This is a genomic window from Amycolatopsis sp. NPDC104775, assembly GCF_055583325.1.
This window is the reverse complement of record NZ_JBVJOE010000006.1, coordinates 179,569-197,011: the sequence shown is the minus strand read 5'-3', so window position 1 is coordinate 197,011 and position 17,443 is coordinate 179,569. Positions and strand designations below refer to the sequence as shown.

Here is a 17,443-nt window from a genome sequence, read left to right as displayed (position 1 = left end):
CCGGGCGCACCGATGGCCCATTCGCACAAAAACGCCAGCAGCGGAAGGTTACCGGCCGTAGACAAGGTGCCGTAGCCGCACCACCCTTATGCCGCATCCTCCCACAGGGTGAGACACCCGTTCGGGCGAACGGAAACGGGGGCTTGCCCAGGCCGGACAGCCTGGGCAAGCCCCCGCGTCCCGCTATGCGGTTATTTCCGCGGCACCCTTCAAGTTCCCCTTAAAGGGTGAACAGATCAGCCGCGCGGGACCTCCGATTCGATCCGCACGACCGAGGCGCGCTGCCCGGCCGCGTTGTGGTGCTCGATCGCCAGCAGGCCCTTCGCCTTGTCCCCGGCGACGGCGGCCTTGTTGCGGTTGACCACCAGAGCCGTGCCCGGCTTGGCGACGTAACCCAGCGCCGCGTCGCCGCCGCCCTGGGCCGAGTACGCCGGTGCGAGCGCGTCGAACGACAGCGGAGTGCTGACCTGGTCGATCAACCCGTTCGTGGTACCCGGCGCGACGTAGTACCCGCTGGTGCCGACCGTGTAGCTGATCCGGTGCGACGCCTCGTTCGGGTCGATGCCGAGCGCGGCGATGCTGACCGGCAGCACCATCACGTTCGTGTCGAACACGTTGGTGTCGACGTCGCCGAGCTGCCCGTTGATCGCCTGCAGGTCCACAGACGGGTTGCCCGGCTTGGTCAGCGACACCGTGTTGACGAGCAGCACGTCCGACCCCTTCGCCTTCGTCACGAAGGTTTCGAAGTCGGGCTTGCCGTCGCCGGTGGTGTCGATGTCCACGAACGGCACCGTGTTGCTGCCGAGGTTCGCGAAATCGCTCCAGGTCGTGATCCCGAACGCCAGCACCGCGTTCTCCGGCTCCCCCTGCGCCTTGGCGAGCGGGGCCGTCGACGCCGCGCCGATGTAGCGCAGGTCGCCGCCCTTCGCGGTGCGGTTGAGGGTGCAGTCGGACGTGACGTGCGCGTCGCATTCCGGCAGCTGCGGCGATTCGGCCTGCAGTTCGAGCACGCTGATCAGCGAGCGGTACCGCTGGGAGCCGCTGCCCTGGTCGATGCCCTTGCCGCCGAGGTTCAGCACGGCCTGATCGGCGTTCGCGCCGAAGCGCACGCCGCCCGGGGTGGTGATCGCCGAAACCGGCTTCGGCGACGAGTACACGGCCACCCGCAGCGGAACGGTCGCGCCGTTCTTCGGGGTGAACGCGACCCGGCCCGAAGCGTCGGCCACGAACTGGCGGGCGAGCCCGGCCTGCGAAGCCGCCATGGTCGGGTCGAGAACCTTGCGCAGCGCCTTCGGGTCGGTGATCTTCAGCGTCACCTTCACGGTCACGACCCCGCGCGGGTTCAGCTTCACCGAGCTCTTGTCCACTGTGTACTCAACGCCGGGCAGGCTGTTGACCGCCTCGTAGCCCACCGAGTACTCGGCCGCCTTGACGCCCTTGTTGATCACCTTGATCGTCTTGCTCAAAGTGACCGGTCCAGCCGCCTCGACAGTGCCGAACGTGACGCTCACCGCGCCCGGGTCGTCCTGCACGTACGCGAGAACCTGGTTGTCCAGCGCGGCTTTCGCGTCGATCCGGCCGGCCCCGACGCGCTGCGGGCCATAGGTGTGGCCAGCGCCGTCAGTGATGTCGTGCACCGCGGTGCCCACGACGTCGGCCTTGACCTCTTCGACGCTCCAGTCCGGGTGCGCCTGACGGACCAGCGCCGTGATGCCCGACGTGTGCGGCGCGGCCATCGACGTGCCCGAGATGACCAGACGCTCGTTGCCGCTGCCGCGGAACGCCGACGTGATCGTGTCGCCAGGCGCGGCGATATCCGGCTTCACCGACGGACCGCGTCCGCCGCGCGAGGTGAACGAGCTCGGAGTGTCCACAATGGACTGATCATAGGTCTGCAGCGTGGTCCGCCCGGCTCCGTACAGCCGCACGGTCAGCGTGCCCGCGGTCAGCCCCGCCCGCACGGACTGGGTGGCCTTGCCGGTGAGCTGGAACATCGGAACCGCCGCGTTGCCCGCGATCCCCGCGCCGAAGTGCTCCACAGTGGACGAAAGCAGCACGCCCTTGGCACCCGCTGCCTGCGCGTTGTTGGCCCGAGCGGCGGAACCGCACGGCCGGGTCGCGTCGTTGTCGTCCCACTCCAGCCACGCGATCTTGCCCGCGACCTTCGCCTTGTCCTCGGCCGAATAGGCGGCGCAACCGGCGTTGTTGGCGGCCGAAAGTGCGACCACCGGCGCGGTGAGGTCGAGCGTGTCGTAGCCGGTGTAGTCCTGGCTGTACTGGCCCGGCTGCTGCCCGGCGGTCGGGGTCTTGACCTCGATAGCGTCCCGCAGCTCGCCCGCGTCGCGGCTGCTGGCCACGGTGAGCGCTTCCGGGGTGTTGCCCGGCGAACCGGCGATGTCGTTGATGTCGCCGCCGTTGCCCGCCGAGATCACCGGCAACACGTTGTTCTGCGCGAGCTTGCGCACGAACAGCGAGTCCGGGTCGTCCGGCGCCCCGAAGTCGCTGCCCAGCGACAGGTTCACGACGTCGAGGTGGTCGGTGAAGTCGCCGTCGCCGTCCGGGTCGAGCGCCCAGTCCAGCGCCTGCGACGTGACGTTCGTGGAACCCTTGCAGCCGAATACCTTGATCGCGTAAAGCAGCGACTTCGGCGCGGTGCCCGGCCCGATCCGCATGGCGTCGAGCGTCTTCTTGTTCAGCTTCTTGTAATCGCCGGTGAACGTGCTGCCGTCGGCGTTCACGCCGTAGCCGCCGATCGTGCCCGCGACGTGCGTGCCGTGCTCGCCGCACGCGATCGGGTTGGGGTCCGGTTTCGGCGTGGGCGACCCGGTCTTGCCCGCCGAGTCGTAGTCGTCGCCGACGAGGTCGGTGCCGCCGACCACCTTGGCGCTCGGGAACAGCGGCGACGGCTTGGTGCGGTCGACCGCCTGGTACGCCGCGGGAGTGCCGGGACCGCCGAAGTCGGCGTGGGTGTAGTCGATGCCGTCGTCGATCACGCCAACGCGGATGTTGTCGCCGAACTTGCCGGTTTTTTGCCAGCTGGCAAGCGTGTTGGTGAGTTGTTCGGCGCTGGCGTTGGTGCGGTTCTTTGGCACGACCGTGCGCACCGAGGCGACGTCCGGCCGCTCCGCGAGCTCGCGGATCTTGGCCGCGTCCGCGGTGACGACAGCGCCGGGCACCGCGTTGGCCGTCTGCGTGACCAGCTTCGTGCCGGCGTCCGCGGACCGCAGCTGCCCGACGACGGAGCTGACCGCCGCGGCGACGTCGGCTTTAGCCGCCTTCGCCGCCTGCTTGGCCTTCTCCTTGCCCTTGCCCTGCTCCTCCTTGAACGCGTCCACCGCGGGTTTCTTGGCCAGCTCGACAAACGCGGTGATCTGCCCCTGCGCCGCGCTCAGCCGGGGCGAAAGCTTGCCCTCGACCTTGCTCGCGTCGACCTTCGCCGGAGCGACCGGCTCGGCAAGCGGCGCGCCCTGCGCGGACGCCGCGGGCACGGCGACCGCGGCCGCCAGCACTACCGCGGAACCCACGACCACCGAGCGGGCAGCCCACCCGGGCAACCGGGTTCTGCTCATGAGTAACCCCTTCTCGAGGCCCGGATCACGAACCTGCCCGCGCTCCCCTTCGCACCCCCGACGGGTGAGCACTGGCGCCGCACCGTGCTCTCACGGCGCGTGGTTCAGCCTCGCGGCAAGAACCTAGCTGTCCGAAACCCCTACTTTCGTGCGGAAAAACGTCCGTTACCCGAATGTTGCCGGTGCGGGCGCACGACAGAACGGCCCCTCCCCCGGAGTCCGGGAAAGGGGCCGTTCCGCGTGTTCGGGACTAGCTGAAGTCGACGGCGCGGATGGTGTGCGCGCCGATGGTGGCTCCGATCGGCTCGAGCACGTTGGTGTCCACGTGCCGGTCGACGCGCAGCAGCATGATCGAGTCGGAACCGTCGGTGCTCTGGCTGATCTGCGCGGCTTCGATGTTGATGCCCGCCTCGCCGAGCAGCGTCCCGACGCGGCCCATGACGCCGGGCCGGTCCGGGTACTCGATCACCAGCACGTCGCCCTCGGCGCGCAGGTCGAAGTGCCTGCCCTTGACCTCGACGATCTTCTCGACCTCGTCCTTGCCGGTGACCGAACCGGACACGGTGAGCGTCGTGCCGTCGCCGTGCACCGCGCGGAGCGTGACCAGGCTGCGGAACTTCGGGCTCTCCGATTCGGAAACCAGCTCGGCCTGCACGCCGAGTTCCTCGGCCAGCCGCGGCGCGTTGACGAAGGTGACCTGGTCCTCGACCACGCCCGCGAACAGCCCGCGCAGCGCCGCCAGCTTCAGCACCGCGGTGTCTTCGCTGGAGATCTCGCCCTTGACCTCAACCGTCAGCGACGACGGAGCCTTCGGGTTCAGCGCGGTCAGCACCTGGCCGAGCTTCTGGGTAAGCGACAGGTACGGCCGCACGTGCTCGCCGACCGCGCCGCCACCGGACACGTTCACCGCGTCCGGCACGAAATCGCCGCTCAGCGCCAACAGCACCGAACGCGCCACGTCCGTGCCCGCGCGGTCCTGCGCCTCGGCCGTGGACGCGCCGAGGTGCGGCGTGACGACGACGTTCGGCAGGTTGAACAACGGGCTCTCGGTGGTCGGCTCGGTGACGAACACATCGATGCCCGCACCGCCGACGTGGCCGCTGCGCACCGCGTCGGCCAGCGCCTCCTCGACGATCAGACCGCCACGGGCGGCGTTGACGATGATCACGCCCGGCTTGGTCTTCTTGAGCGCCTCGGCGTCGATGAGACCCTTGGTCTCCGGCGTCTTCGGCAGGTGGATGGAGATCGCGTCGGCGCGTTCCAGCAGCTCGTCGAGGGTGACCAGCTCGATGCCCAGCTGGGCGGCACGCGCGGCCGAGACATAAGGGTCGTACGCGATGAGCTTCGTGCCGAAGGCGGCGAGCCGCTGGGCGAACAACTGGCCGATCTTGCCCAGCCCGACGACGCCGACCGTCTTGCCGTTGATCTCGACGCCGGAGAACGAGCTGCGCTTCCACTCGCCGCCGCGCAGGCTCTGGTCGGCGGCGGGAACGCGACGGGCGACCGCGAGCAGCAGCGCGACCGCGTGCTCAGCGGCGGAGACGATGTTCGACGTCGGAGCGTTCACCACGAGCACGCCGCGCTCAGTGGCCGCCGGGACCTCGACGTTGTCCAGGCCGACGCCCGCGCGGGCCACGACCTTCAGCTGGGTCGTCGCCCCGAGCACCTCGGCGTCGACCTTGGTGGCGGATCGGACCAAGAGCGCGTCGGCGCTCTTCACCGCCTCGATCAGAGCGGGACGGTCGGTGCCGTCCACGTGCCGGACCTCTACCTCTTCACCGAACACACTCAGCACGGAGGGCGCGAGCTTCTCCGCGATGAGGACTACGGGTTTGCTGGGCTTGGTCACGATGCGGCTCCCACTATCTGGTCACGAAATCGAGGACGCTCTCTCGCGGCGCACGTCGTTGTGCCCGGACTCGCGGGAGTTTAACGCGGTGCGCTGACAGCCCGCTGCCCCCGCTGTTCACTTGTTCGTAATCCGGTGAAGACAAGCCTCATCAGGCGCTCTGTACCGCCGCCTCCCGGAAGGTGGGATCCGGCCCAGGAAGCACCGTGCAGCAGCAAAAGCAGCTCCCGGACCGGCACGTCGATGCGGAAACCGCCAGCCGCTTTCGCCGTGTCCACTGGTTGGGACACGGCGTCTTGCATCATTTCGCGGGAGGCGTGCAGCCGCGGCCCTGGCTCGTCGAACGCGCCGGGCCGGATTCCGGTAAGACGACGGTAAACGGCGGCGGTCTCGCCGAAGCCGATGAGCCAGGTGTACGGCGCGTCGAGAGCGCGCCTTTCCTCCTGGGTGTCGAACCGGTCCCTCAGCAGGTCACCCCTGGCTGCGGGCGACGTCTTCGGCGATGCGTCGACACAGCGTTCGGCACAGGACGCGCCGTTGCTCGAAACGACCACGACGTCGACCGTCGCGACGGGATCGCGCGACTTTCCCACCAGTCGGCACACACCCGTGCGTTGCGCCTCCAGCACGCACCCACATTCGCCCGGGGAACGATGGGACCCGACGCTTACCTAGCCATCGAGCAGGCCGACGTCCTCGACGCGGATCCGTTGCAGGCGAGGAAAATCGCTCGCGAAAACGTCACAGGCCAACCTCGGCAGGCGGCACTAACGAGCGAATCCGCGCGCACCTCCACGCCGAGGCAGGTCACGTCTGCGTCCAGGCCTTGAGCCCCGAACCTGAAACCCCAGTGGACAGCTGGCGTCGCCTCGCCCCTGATTCCAGGTGAGGCTTTCGGAGCTTCTCGCGAATACCCCTCGGCTCATACCCGACGTCTCCAGCTTCCTGGGCCGCCCGCAGTCGCGGCCCGGACCCTGAAACCCGCGCTCACCAGGGATTCGCCACTAAACGGCGAAACCGTCCATCCCCTGCATACCGGCACTTCCCCGGCCATCAGAGGCATTCCAGCACCTGCGCGTCGGCCGCGGGCGTCCCGGGCAAAGACTTCCCCTGAAAGGACGACCCTGCCGGGACTGTTTCGCCGTTCAGCGGCCACAACCCGCTGTTATCTTCGCGAGACGCCTCGCCCGCGTTCGCCCCGGGAGCCGCCGGTGTTCACGAAACTCGCCATCGCCGTGTCCCGGATGGTCGAACTGGTCCTGCTGACACTGGGAATCCTGACCTTCATCCAGGACAACAACGTCCTCGCCCTTCTCTTCTGGGACCTGCTCGCACTGGTCTACCTCGCCATCCGGATCGCACGGGTGTCCCGCAGCCGGAAAGTCGACCACACCGACGCCCGATGGCTCAAAGGCGTCCTCGGCCGTCGGCTGGGACTGCTGTTCACCTTGTTGACCAGCCTCGTCGGCGTCACCAGCGGACTGTCGATCGTCCTGCCGGAAACGGCCGGCATCGACCCGACCGCCGCGAAAGTCGTCGGGGTCCCCGCAGTCCTGCTGGCCTGGGCGATCCTGCACTTCGGCTACGCGGAACGCTACGCCCAGAAGTACTACGACAGCCTGCCGACACAACACTTCCGATTCCCCGAGACCGAACGTCCCACGCTGGCCGATTTCACCTATTTCGCGTTCACCATCGGGACGAGCTTCGCGGTCTCAGACGTCGAAACACGCACGACGTCGATCCGTTCCCTGGTGCTCGCACACAGTGTGCTGTCGTTCATGTACAACACAGCGACGCTCGGCATCGCAGTCAGCGTCATCACCGGCGGACGCTGACCCGTCTGAGTTACAGTGTCTTCGCGCGGCAGGGGCCGCGTCCTGTCCGCGGAAAGGGCTGAGCCCACCCCCGTACCACGAGTTGCCGAGCTTTTCTTCTTCCCTGCCCGGTGCCAGCGGACCACGGGGCACGCAAGGGCAGGAAGGACTCCGACATCTTGATCAACGCTGGCGCGCCCTTGACCGTCTCCGGCCGCGGCGACGGCGGAACCCCGCTCCTCGTGGCCTATTTTGGGGAAATCACGCAGTCGCCGAAACTGGCATCGTACGAACGGTCCCTTCATAACCTGCACGTCGCAGCCGGTCTCGGCGACGACGCACTACTGGATGAACTCGTCAGTCCAAATGGGACTCTTTCTCCAGCAGCCGGCGCACACCGTGAGTTCTACCGCCCGCACAGTGGTTTCCCCTTCTGGCGACCCACAAACGACCCAATCGAGATCCTCGACGAATCACTAGCCTGGGCCGACCGAAACAACCAGAGAGCCGCAATCTGCACCCTGGCGTCGCGCGGCGCGAACTGGACGACTAGAGCAACCGACTGAAAGTCATCGAAATCCTCGTAGCCGCCGGCGCAGACCTCACCGCCCGCGACGCCCTCTGGGACAGCACCGCCGAAGGCTGGACCCGAAGCCTGCGACAGCACCGCCGCACAAGAATTGCTGCATCGACTCCGTCGCCATTAACCGGCAACACTTCCCGCTAGACAACCTGAGTCGATAGTCCGTATCGTAGCGGACTACCGACTCCGGTTAACCCACCTAGCGGAGACCCTCATGTCCACCACACGCGACCTGTTCGACCAGCTCTCCACCGGAATCACCAGCGGCCGCTTCGCCGAACTCGCACAGCTGTATGCCGAGGACACCGTCGTAGAACACCCCACCGCAGTGCCGAGGCCCGGCCGCATGGAAGGCCGCGCCGCAGTGCACGACCGTTTCGTCAGCGGCTTGGGCAACACCCTTCGCCTCAAACGCCACGGCGTAACGATCCACGAAACCGCCGACCCCGACGTCATCGTCGCCGAATACCAGTACACCGCCGAGTCGAGGAAAACTGGCTGGACGACCGAAACGGCCAACATCCAAGTCCTCCGCGCCCGCGACGGACTCCTCACCCACACCCGCGACTATCACGACTACCTGCGCTTGGCCGCCATCCAAAACGCGACTGCGGGATTAGCCGAGGCGTATGCCCAAGCACCCGCTTACGAGTCTCGTTCCATCGCCCCACGCCCCGCTGAACTCTTCTCCCCGAGCAGCCGTGAAGGCATATTCCAACGAGTCGTCTTCGGCGTCACCGACGGACGCTGGTCCGAACTCCCCGACCTCTATGCGGCGAAAACCGATGTCCGACACCCGTTCCTGCCCGGTGCCCCCGTACTCCGCACCCGAGACGACCTGCGCGCCCACTTCGCCGCCGGCGCGGCAGCGGATTTCCGCATCGCGGTGACCGACCTGGTCCTCCACCTGAGCATCGACCCCGAAGTCATCATCGGCGAATCGGCCTACGTAGGCGAAACCAGCTCCGGGACCCCTTTCCAGCTGAACAACATCTTCGCGATGCGGATCCGAGACGGAGAAATCGTCGAATCCCGCGACTACGGCGACCACCTCGCCCTGGCCGCGGCCACCGGCCGCCTGCCGGACCTCATCGCCCGCGTCACCGAATAACGGCGACGCCTCGACGCACGTCGCCGCTGAACGGCAACCCTCACCACCGCAGCGACCGCTCGACGACAACAACCGCCGTCGAGGCTTTTGCCATTCAACGGCAAACGCCCTCCGCCGCGAACCTCGCCACTCAACGGCGACATCCGCCGCCCTAACTCTGGCCATTCAATGGCGACACCCGCCGCCCCGAGTCCTCGCCGTCTAGCGGCGAACACTTACCCGTCACGTGACAGCAGCCCTCCCAGCCACATTCGCCAACCAACGGCAATTCACCCGCGCAAGCCGCCACCCAACCGGCCCCGCCAGTCGCCACTGCGCGGCAACACACCCCACTCCAACTTTCGCCATTAACTGGCAAATCCCGCTGACCAGCCCCGGTCCCCCGAATCTCCCCCAGCCGATCACGTCCCGCTACGAGACCCCAGAGCTCTCGCCATCAACACCCTCCCGCTCTTCAACCACCCTCACGAGAGCCGAAGCCACCAACGCCACAGCCCGATCCCCATCCCCCGCCAACCGCTGCAATGCCCCCAACGCGAGCGTCCCCGGCATCTCCGCGAGCGCCTGCGTCAACCGGATTCGCACCGCGGAATCCGCAGAATGCACCGCCGACGCATCGACCAACGCACCCACAATCCCGTCCACTCCCCCACCCGCCAGCGCGCCCAAAACCTCCGCCGCCTCGACGTCGTTTCGCCCCTCGACGACCATTTCGACCAGTGTCGGCACAGCCTCCTCAGCACCGCGCGCGCCCAAAGCGAGCGCCGCATGCCGACGGACCTCGACATCCGAAGCAGCGAGCGCGTCCTTCAACACCGCGGTCGCCTCATCACCGGGTAATTCGACAAGTGCGAGGATCGCGCGGCGGCGGATGTCGGCATCCTCCGAACGAAGGCCGGACGCTACATTCGCCACCCCGTCGCCGTCGGTCCGGGCGAGTGCCCATCGCAGCGCGCCGGCGACGTTCGGATCGGATTCGGCGAGCACCGCTCTAGCCAGCACCTCGGCAGGGACCGGCACGTCATCAACCGGTGCCAGGACGGTCTGCTGCCGACGCGCGGCACCCGGTGAATTGAGCCCGCGCAGCAGTTCGACGATGCGCAAGGCACCCTCCCAACCGGAGGGTGCCGAGGCATCGACCGCACGAAGCCGGTCGAGCAGTTCCTGTTCCCGCTTCAACCGGTCTTCGGTCCGCCGGATGAGGTCGCCGACCAGTTCCGCTGGCACGAAGGCGGGGTCCTCCAGCGCCCGGCCGATCTGCCGTAGCGACATCCCGAGCGACCGAAGGCTCTCGACGTGGAAGATCCGGCGGATGTCGTCCGCGGAGTACTCGCGATAGCCACCGACGGTCCGGCCGGTCGGCCGCACCAGCCCGAGGGTGTCGTAATGCCGCAGCATCCGAGTGCTCACCCCCGAGCGGCGGGCGACCTCACCGATCAGCACGAGGCTTCCTGAGCCCGCTCCGGGCCGAGTGCGACGATCCGTTTCGCCTCGTCCACGGCCTGGTCAAAACCGGTGTCCGGGTCGCGGAGCAGCCGCTCGGTAGCGGCGGCGTGGGCCCGAACGGCCGGGTCAGCATTCGTCACTGCGGCCTCCAATGCTTGCTCGATCACGGGACCGAGCGCGACCAACGCCCGGCTGAGGCTGAGCTGCACGGTCCGGTCCCCTCGTCCGAGTTGAGTCGCCAGTTCCGCGGCCAGCCCGGCCTTGTCCCCGTCCGGTACGAGGACAACCGCAGCCCGCCAGGCGCTTCTCGCGACCTCGTCGTCGGCGTCACGCAGCAACGATCGAGTGATCGCCGGCCATACGCTCCGGTCGCCGATTTTGGACAACGTGTGCAGCGACTGGCTCCGGGCCTGCGCCACTGGGGACTTCAGCTCGACGAGAAGCCGCGGCACAGTGTCCTCCGCCGGAAACCGGGTCAACGCCCAAGTGAGCATGTCGCGCACGTAAAAGTCCGGCTCGATCGCGCACCGTGCGACGAGCGCCTCGATGAAACCTGGGCTGTCCGGGTGCGTTCCAATCGTCAGAGCAGCCTGCAGCCGCGTCGACGAGTTCCCGGCGCCCAACGCCTCGATCAGCCGCTTAAGCTGGGGATTCATCTGGGTCGAATTCATCGGGATCACCTCCGTCGACCAGTGAAGACCTTGTCACGATGTCAAGGTCAAACCCGGCGGGCAAAAAGAACCGTCGCCGCTCAGTGGCGAAACCCACCTACGCCCGTTCCGCGCCGACCGCGACGCCGACGATCATGCAGGGTTCGACGCCGTGGTTTCGCCAGGCGTGCCGCGTGCCGTTCTGGACGACGACATCACCTGCCCGCAAGACCGTCTGGTCCCCGTCGTCCAGCTCCAGCGTGACCTCGCCGGAGACGACCAGGATGTAATCGAGAGTGTCGGTGGTGTGCATGCCCGGCGCGTCCGGTTCCATCGCGGCGGCCGCCCCCGGTGCTTGGCGTTCCAGGTCTTCCCAGGCTGCCGTCACGTCGAGATCCGGCGACGGGGTCAGCTCTCCGGGCGCGATCGTGTTGATCATGAACCGTGAACCGTCCGCTGGCGGGTAGTACGCCTCAGCCCGGCGCGGCGATCCGTCGTCGGGAAATACCGGCCGCTCGTCCCGGCCCCACAACCGGTAGATCGCACAACCAGGCATCAGGCCGGAGATGATCGGCTCGACCGCACCGTCGGCGACCACGCGGGCCTTTCCCTCGGAGTCGTGCCCGGTGACCACTCGGCGAACGTTCGGATGTGCCATTTCAGCGCCCCTCAGTACGGCAACGTATGGATACGGTTGCGTATGGATACGCCACCGTATCCAGCACGAGCGAGACCGTCAATACGGTGGCGTATCCTCCGCGCATGGCGAACGATTCGTCCCGGCTGTCCGCCCAGGACTGGATCCGGGCGGCGCTGAAAGCGATCGCGGACGGCGGGCTGGCCGCGGTCGGAGTCGAACCGCTGGCGCGAACCCTCGGCGTGACCAAAGGGAGCTTCTACGCGCACTTCCGCAACCGGGACGAGCTGATTACCGCGGCTCTCGCCGATTGGGGGCGAAACCACGGCGAAGCGGGCCTCACCGAATACGCCGCGATCGCCGATCCGCGGCAACGGCTGCGCGAACTGCTGACCGCCGTCGTGCGCGCCGTCCAGCCGCTGGCTCCGTCAGTGCACCTCAGCTTGCTCGGCGATCGCAACGATCCGCGGGTCAAGGACGCGGTCAGTCGCGTCAACCAGGCCCGGCTGCACCTTCTGACCCGCACTTACCGCGAGCTAGGCCTTTCCCCGGACCAAGCCGCGCACCGGGCACGAGTCACGTATGCGGCCATTCTCGGGCTACTGCACCTCGCCCAGACCGAGGCAGACACACCGAGCCCGGACGCACTCGCCGACGCAGCGGCCGCGATCTTTCTCCCGTCCTGAGACTTGGGCGAACCGACTGCGACATCGTCGGCTGACGGCAATCCGAAAGCACGACCTGGTCGGGCAAGACGGAATGGCCGCAAAATGGCGAAAGCCTGGTCAACCGGCGTCTGCAGGGGTCGAGAACCCACGCTCGCGACCCTGAATGACCGAAAACGCGCTGCTAGTGCAGGGACTCGCTGACGGCTGCGCTCTCCGTTACCCGGCACCAGGCTTCCCGGCAGCACGCCAGGTCGTCGAACTCAGCGCGACGCCCGGAGCCTTCTGATCCCGCCCCGCGCCGCTCATGGAAACGACCTCAACCGCCGACCCGAACATCCGTGCCGCGAGATTTGCCACTGAACGGCAACTCCCAACACCGCCCGTCCAACCCCAAAGCCCAGACCGAAGACCTACGACTCCGGCAACTCGAACTCCCCGTCCCGAACCCCGCGAGTGAACGCCTCCCATTCCGAAGGCGTGAACACCAGCACTGCCCCGTCCGGATCGGTCGGCTGCCGGATGGCCACGTAGGTCACCCCATCCGAGTGCGGTACGAACGCGTACTCCGCGCAATGCTCCAGGGTCACGCCCGCCGGTTCGGCGCGGATCCAGGTCGCGCCGGTCAGGTCGAGTTCGTGCCGGATGTGCGCCTTGTCATCGGTCGGGCGGCTCATCGGCACAGCGTATCCGCCGTTCGGCGGCACCGCCTTGGAACGAAAAAGAGGCCCTGCCGTCCGGCGAACGGACGACAGGGCCTCCTCCCGGAAAACCGTCAGGCGGTCTCGGTGATCGGCCGGTCCACCCACGACATCAGGTCGCGGAGCTTCTTGCCGGTCTTCTCGATCGGGTGCTGGTTGCCCTGCTCCTCGAGCTTCGTGAAGTTCGGCCGCCCGGCCTCGTCCTCGGCGACCCACTCGCGGGCGAAGGTGCCGTCCTGGATCTCGCCCAGGATCTTCTTCATCTCCTCCTTGACGGCCGGCGAGATGACGCGCGGGCCGCGGGTGAGGTCGCCGTACTCGGCGGTGTCGGAGATGGAGTAGCGCTGGCGCGCGATGCCGCCCTCGTACATGAGGTCGACGATCAGCTTCAGCTCGTGCAGCACCTCGAAGTAGGCGATCTCCGGGGCGTAGCCGGCCTCGGTGAGCACCTCGAAACCGGTCTGCACCAGCGCGGACGCGCCGCCGCACAGCACGGCCTGCTCGCCGAAGAGGTCGGTCTCGGTCTCCTCGGTGAAGGTCGTCTTGATGACGCCGGCCCGCGCGCCGCCGATCGCCGCGGCGTAGGAGAGCGCGAGCGCCTGGGCGTTGCCCGAGGCGTCCTGCTCGACCGCGATCAGGCAGGGCACACCCTTGCCGTCCACGAACTGGCGGCGGACCAGGTGACCCGGGCCCTTCGGGGCGACCATCGCGACGTCGACGTTGGCCGGCGGCTTGATCAGGTCGTACCGGATGTTGAAGCCGTGGCCGAAGAAGAGCGCGTCGCCGTCCTTGAGGTGCGGCGCGATGTGCTCTTCGTAGATGAAGCGCTGCTTCGTGTCCGGCGCGAGGATCATGATCACGTCGGCCTCGGCGGCCGCCTCGGCGACCGACAGCACGCGCAGGCCCTGCTCCTCGGCCTTCGCCCGGGACTTGGACCCCTCCTGCAGGCCGATCCGGACGTCGACGCCCGAGTCGCGCAGGCTGAGCGAGTGCGCGTGGCCCTGGCTGCCGTAGCCGATCACGGCGACCTTGCGACCCTGGATGATCGACAGGTCGGCGTCGTCGTCGTAGAAGATTTCCACTGCCATGGGGGGTACTACTTCCTTCCGTACTTACACGAAATCTGAGGTTCAGCGGGGAGAAGTGGCGGTGATCGAGCGGGCCCCGCGGCCCACCGCGACCATGCCGGACTGGACGAGTTCGCGGATGCCGTACGGCTCCAGCATCCGCAGCAGCGCGCCGATCTTGTCCGACGTCCCAGTCGCCTCGACGGTGAGCGCCTCCGGCGAGACGTCCACCACCTTGGCGCGGAAGAGCTGGACGGTCTCGAGGACCTGGCTGCGCACGGTGGCGTCGGCCCTGACCTTCACGAGCAGCAGTTCCCGCTGCACCGCGCTGCCGGCTTCCAGCTCGACGATCTTGATCACGTTCACCAGCTTGTTGAGCTGTTTGGTCACCTGTTCGAGCGGTAGCTCCTCAACGGCGACCACGATCGTCATCCGGGACACCTCGGGGTTCTCCGTGGGCCCGACAGCAAGGGACTCGATGTTGAAGCCGCGACGGGAGAACAGTCCCGAGACCCGGGCGAGCACACCGGGCTTGTTCTCGACCAGCACGCTCAGCGTGTGGACAGTCATGCTTGCTCTCCCTCCGCAGCGGCGGCCTCGGCAGCGGCTTCCTGCGAAACCTCGTCGTCGTCGAACAGCGGCCGGATGCCGCGGACGGCCATGATCTCGTCGTTCCCGGTGCCCGCGGCGACCATCGGCCACACCTGGGCATCCTTCCCCACGACGAAATCGATCACGACGGGGCGGTCGTTGATCTCCATCGCGCGCCGGATCGTCGCGTCGACGTCCTCCTTGGCCTCGCAGCGCAGGCCCGCGCAACCGAGCGCCTCAGCCAGCAGCGTGAAGTCCGGGATGCGGTGCTTGTGCGTGCCGAGGTCGGTGTTGGAGTACCGCTCGGAGTAGAACAGGTTCTGCCACTGGCGGACCATGCCGAGGTTGCCGTTGTTGATCACGGCGACCTTGATCGGCGCGCCTTCGATGGCGCAGGTCGCGAGTTCCTGGTTGGTCATCTGGAAGCAGCCGTCGCCGTCAATCGCCCACACCTGGGTGTCCGGCAGGCCGAACTGCGCGCCCATCGCGGCCGGGACGGCGAAGCCCATGGTGCCGAGCCCGCCGGAGTTGATCCAGGTGCGCGGCTTCTCGTACTTCACGAACTGCGCGGCCCACATCTGGTGCTGCCCGACGCCCGCGGCGTACACCGCGTCCGGGCCGACCAGTTCGCCGATCCGCTCGATGACGTACTGCGGCGACAGCGACCCGTCGTCGGGCCATTCGTAGCCGGCCGGGTAGTCCTCGCGCCACGAGTCGACCTGCGTCCACCAGTCCGTCAGCTCGGGACGGACGCGCTCGAACTCGGTTTTCACCGCTTCGATCAGCTCGCCGATGATCTCCTTGCAGTCGCCGACGATCGGCACGTCCGCCTTGCGGTTCTTGGAGATCTCGGCCGGGTCGATGTCCGCGTGGACGATCTTCGCGTCCGGCGCGAACGACGACAGCTGGCCGGTGACCCGGTCGTCGAACCGGGCGCCGAGCGCGACCAGCAAGTCAGCGCGCTGCATCGAGGCGACGGCGGCGACGGAGCCGTGCATGCCGGGCATGCCGACGTGCTGGCGGTGCGAGTCGGGGAACGCGCCGCGCGCCATCAGCGTGGTCGCGACCGGGATGCCGGTCAGCTCGGCGAGTTCGCGCAGCTGCTCGGACGCCTCGGCCTTGATCACGCCGCCGCCGACGTACAGCACCGGCCGCTGGGCCTGCGCGATCAGCTTCGCGGCCTCGCGGACCTGCTTGCCGTGCGGCCGCAGCGTCGGGCGGTAGCCGGGCAGCCGGAGTTCGGGCGGCCAGGAGAACGAGGTCATCTCCTGCAGCACGTCCTTGGGGATGTCCACCAGCACCGGGCCCGGGCGTCCGGTCGCGGCCAGGTGGAACGCCTCGGCGATCGCCCGCGGGATCTCCGCCGGGTCGGTGACGAGGAAGTTGTGCTTGGTGATCGGCATGGTGATGCCGCAGATGTCGGCTTCCTGGAACGCGTCGGTGCCGATCAGGCTGCGCGACTGCTGCCCGGTGATGGCGACGACCGGGACCGAGTCCATGTTGGCGTCGGCCAGCGGAGTGACGAGGTTCGTGGCGCCCGGACCCGAGGTGGCCATGCAGACGCCGACCTTGCCGGTCGCCTGCGCGTACCCGGTGGCGGCGTGCCCGGCGCCCTGCTCGTGGCGGACGAGGACGTGCCGGACCTTCGTGGAGTCGAGCAACGGGTCGTAGGCGGGAAGGATGGTGCCACCCGGAATGCCGAACACGACCTCCGCGCCGACCGCCTCGAGCGAGCGGACAAGCGACTGCGCGCCGGTGACGCGCACCGGCGTACCCGCCGGCGGGGCGGGTTTCGGACGTGCTCCTGGGACACCGGGCGCGGTCGGCCCGGGCTTCGCGTCGCTGCGCGACGTGGCACTGGTCATCGGTTCTGCCTCGTGGGTTCTCGGTGTCACTCGTTCGGGTTGTCTGGGCCGTACTTCCGGTCGGGGAACCGGTTTCACGCAACAAAAAACCCCCGCCGACCGTAAGGTCGCACGAGGGTCGCGCGTCGACGCAGAGGACTCTTCCTAAGCGTCGGCGCGCTGGGGAAGTACGAGACCGGTCTGCGTAATCACGGGCCCGACGTTAGTCGCGCGCCCGGGCGAGTGTCAACTCTGCGGGACGGCGGTTCCGCATCGTGGACCGCCAGTACTGCTCCCCCGCGACCCGGACGCAGGTCACTCCCGGCGTCGGTGCACCATTCCTGCGTGGCCAAGAAACAGCAGGACCAGCGCGCGGACGACAGCCGGAAGGCCGTGTTCCGGATCCCGACCACGGCGTACCTGGCGATCGGTCTGCTGACTATCTGTGTGACTCCAGTCGCACTAGGCGAGATCGGCGGATTCCAGTGGCTGTACGTCTTCCCGCTCGCGCTGCTCGTGTTCGTCGCGCGCACGCGCACCGTCGCTGACCGCGAAGGATTGCACGTCCGGACCGTCTTCGGCAGCCGCGACCTACCGTGGTCGTCGCTCAAGGGACTGGCGATCACGAACAAGGCGCGAGTGCGCGCGGTCCTCGGCGACGACACCCAGGTCAGCCTTCCCACGGTGCGGACGCGGCACCTTCCGGTACTGGCGCTGGTGAGCGAGGGCAAGATCAAGGATCCGTCGGGCGTGCTGAGCGACGAGGAGCTCACCGGGCAGAAGCCGGCCGCAGACGCCACCGCTGAGACCGCTCCGGACGCCGCTGCCGAACCCGCTGCGCCAGAGCCTTCCGCCGACGCGGAACGGACCGGCGGCGGCAACGGCAAACCAGCCGAGTAGAATTGGTAGGACC

The 17,443-nt window shown here is 67.9% G+C and carries 15 protein-coding genes; 5 read left to right on the top strand and 10 right to left on the bottom strand.

The features are described from left to right. Positions 1–236 precede the first annotated feature (236 nt). From ACZ63D_RS27085 to ACZ63D_RS27075, 3 genes are all read right to left on the bottom strand, one after another. Positions 237–3,569, bottom strand: a complete 3,333-nt coding sequence (locus ACZ63D_RS27085; RefSeq protein ID WP_465357169.1) for a S8 family serine peptidase — start codon at positions 3,567–3,569, stop codon at positions 237–239. 250 nt (positions 3,570–3,819) lie between these two features. After that, a complete protein-coding gene (gene serA, locus ACZ63D_RS27080; protein WP_465357168.1) occupies positions 3,820–5,418 on the bottom strand; it encodes a phosphoglycerate dehydrogenase in 1,599 nt (532 codons plus the stop codon). Between the two features lie 80 nt (positions 5,419–5,498). Continuing rightward, positions 5,499–6,011: an SbtR family transcriptional regulator gene (locus ACZ63D_RS27075; protein WP_465357167.1), complete on the bottom strand. Its 513-nt coding sequence runs from the start codon at positions 6,009–6,011 to the stop codon at positions 5,499–5,501. A gap of 618 nt (positions 6,012–6,629) precedes the next feature. On the opposite strand from ACZ63D_RS27075, the gene ACZ63D_RS27070 reads away from it, so the two are divergent. The 3 genes from ACZ63D_RS27070 (at position 6,630) to ACZ63D_RS27060 (ending at position 8,929) form a co-directional block, all read left to right on the top strand. Beyond that, a complete protein-coding gene (locus tag ACZ63D_RS27070; RefSeq protein ID WP_465357166.1) occupies positions 6,630–7,256 on the top strand; it encodes a DUF1345 domain-containing protein in 627 nt (208 codons plus the stop codon). A gap of 158 nt (positions 7,257–7,414) precedes the next feature. Next, positions 7,415–7,801 (top strand): hypothetical protein, encoded by a 387-nt coding sequence (locus ACZ63D_RS27065; RefSeq protein WP_465357165.1) that lies wholly within the window; start codon positions 7,415–7,417, stop codon positions 7,799–7,801. A gap of 231 nt (positions 7,802–8,032) precedes the next feature. After that, positions 8,033–8,929: a nuclear transport factor 2 family protein gene (locus ACZ63D_RS27060; protein ID WP_465357164.1), complete on the top strand. Its 897-nt coding sequence runs from the start codon at positions 8,033–8,035 to the stop codon at positions 8,927–8,929. Between the two features lie 411 nt (positions 8,930–9,340). Here ACZ63D_RS27060 and ACZ63D_RS27055 read toward each other — a convergent pair whose 3' ends face one another. The 3 genes from ACZ63D_RS27055 to ACZ63D_RS27045 all read right to left on the bottom strand — a co-directional run bounded on the left by ACZ63D_RS27055 (position 9,341) and on the right by ACZ63D_RS27045 (position 11,683). Further along, positions 9,341–10,372: a MerR family transcriptional regulator gene (locus ACZ63D_RS27055; RefSeq protein WP_465357163.1), complete on the bottom strand. Its 1,032-nt coding sequence runs from the start codon at positions 10,370–10,372 to the stop codon at positions 9,341–9,343. Next, the gene (locus ACZ63D_RS27050) at positions 10,366–11,046 is read right to left on the bottom strand and encodes a HEAT repeat domain-containing protein (RefSeq protein WP_465357162.1); all 681 of its coding nucleotides are present in this window, start codon (positions 11,044–11,046) and stop codon (positions 10,366–10,368) included. The genes ACZ63D_RS27055 and ACZ63D_RS27050 overlap by 7 nt, the downstream gene beginning before the upstream one ends. A 97-nt stretch (positions 11,047–11,143) precedes the next feature. Next, positions 11,144–11,683 carry a cupin domain-containing protein gene (locus tag ACZ63D_RS27045; protein ID WP_465357161.1) on the bottom strand — a complete coding sequence of 180 codons (540 nt, stop codon included), beginning with the start codon at positions 11,681–11,683 and terminating at the stop codon, positions 11,144–11,146. A gap of 104 nt (positions 11,684–11,787) precedes the next feature. On the opposite strand from ACZ63D_RS27045, the gene ACZ63D_RS27040 reads away from it, so the two are divergent. Further along, positions 11,788–12,348, top strand: a complete 561-nt coding sequence (locus ACZ63D_RS27040; protein WP_465357160.1) for a TetR/AcrR family transcriptional regulator — start codon at positions 11,788–11,790, stop codon at positions 12,346–12,348. A 392-nt stretch (positions 12,349–12,740) separates the two neighbouring features. Here the strand turns inward: ACZ63D_RS27040 and ACZ63D_RS27035 are convergent, their stop codons facing one another. The 4 genes from ACZ63D_RS27035 to ACZ63D_RS27020 all read right to left on the bottom strand — a co-directional run bounded on the left by ACZ63D_RS27035 (position 12,741) and on the right by ACZ63D_RS27020 (position 16,551). Beyond that, complete coding sequence (locus ACZ63D_RS27035) at positions 12,741–13,004, bottom strand: DUF397 domain-containing protein (RefSeq protein ID WP_465357159.1); 264 nt, start codon at positions 13,002–13,004, stop codon at positions 12,741–12,743. A gap of 98 nt (positions 13,005–13,102) precedes the next feature. Then, a complete protein-coding gene (gene ilvC, locus ACZ63D_RS27030) occupies positions 13,103–14,116 on the bottom strand; it encodes a ketol-acid reductoisomerase (protein ID WP_009074019.1) in 1,014 nt (337 codons plus the stop codon). Between the two features lie 42 nt (positions 14,117–14,158). Beyond that, on the bottom strand, positions 14,159–14,665 hold the full coding sequence (ilvN, locus tag ACZ63D_RS27025) for an acetolactate synthase small subunit (protein WP_184780531.1): 507 nt from the start codon (positions 14,663–14,665) through the stop codon (positions 14,159–14,161). Then, the gene (locus ACZ63D_RS27020) at positions 14,662–16,551 is read right to left on the bottom strand and encodes an acetolactate synthase large subunit (protein WP_465357158.1); all 1,890 of its coding nucleotides are present in this window, start codon (positions 16,549–16,551) and stop codon (positions 14,662–14,664) included. Before ACZ63D_RS27020 ends, ilvN begins: the two co-directional genes overlap by 4 nt. A 324-nt stretch (positions 16,552–16,875) precedes the next feature. On the opposite strand from ACZ63D_RS27020, the gene ACZ63D_RS27015 reads away from it, so the two are divergent. After that, on the top strand, positions 16,876–17,430 hold the full coding sequence (locus ACZ63D_RS27015) for a PH domain-containing protein (protein WP_465357157.1): 555 nt from the start codon (positions 16,876–16,878) through the stop codon (positions 17,428–17,430). Positions 17,431–17,443: the final 13 nt, after the last annotated feature.

What these genes read in the sequence shown, in the direction of transcription:
- ACZ63D_RS27050 (WP_465357162.1), bottom strand. Translation starts at nt 11,046, where the DNA reads ATGAATTCGACCCAGATGAATCCCCAGCTTAAGCGGCTGATCGAGGCG.
- ACZ63D_RS27060 (WP_465357164.1), top strand. Translation starts at nt 8,033, where the DNA reads ATGTCCACCACACGCGACCTGTTCGACCAGCTCTCCACCGGAATCACC.
- ilvN (WP_184780531.1), bottom strand. Translation starts at nt 14,665, where the DNA reads ATGACTGTCCACACGCTGAGCGTGCTGGTCGAGAACAAGCCCGGTGTG.
- ACZ63D_RS27020 (WP_465357158.1), bottom strand. Translation starts at nt 16,551, where the DNA reads ATGACCAGTGCCACGTCGCGCAGCGACGCGAAGCCCGGGCCGACCGCG.
- ACZ63D_RS27035 (WP_465357159.1), bottom strand. Translation starts at nt 13,004, where the DNA reads ATGAGCCGCCCGACCGATGACAAGGCGCACATCCGGCACGAACTCGAC.
- ACZ63D_RS27085 (WP_465357169.1), bottom strand. Translation starts at nt 3,569, where the DNA reads ATGAGCAGAACCCGGTTGCCCGGGTGGGCTGCCCGCTCGGTGGTCGTG.
- ilvC (WP_009074019.1), bottom strand. Translation starts at nt 14,116, where the DNA reads ATGGCAGTGGAAATCTTCTACGACGACGACGCCGACCTGTCGATCATC.
- ACZ63D_RS27045 (WP_465357161.1), bottom strand. Translation starts at nt 11,683, where the DNA reads ATGGCACATCCGAACGTTCGCCGAGTGGTCACCGGGCACGACTCCGAG.
- ACZ63D_RS27040 (WP_465357160.1), top strand. Translation starts at nt 11,788, where the DNA reads ATGGCGAACGATTCGTCCCGGCTGTCCGCCCAGGACTGGATCCGGGCG.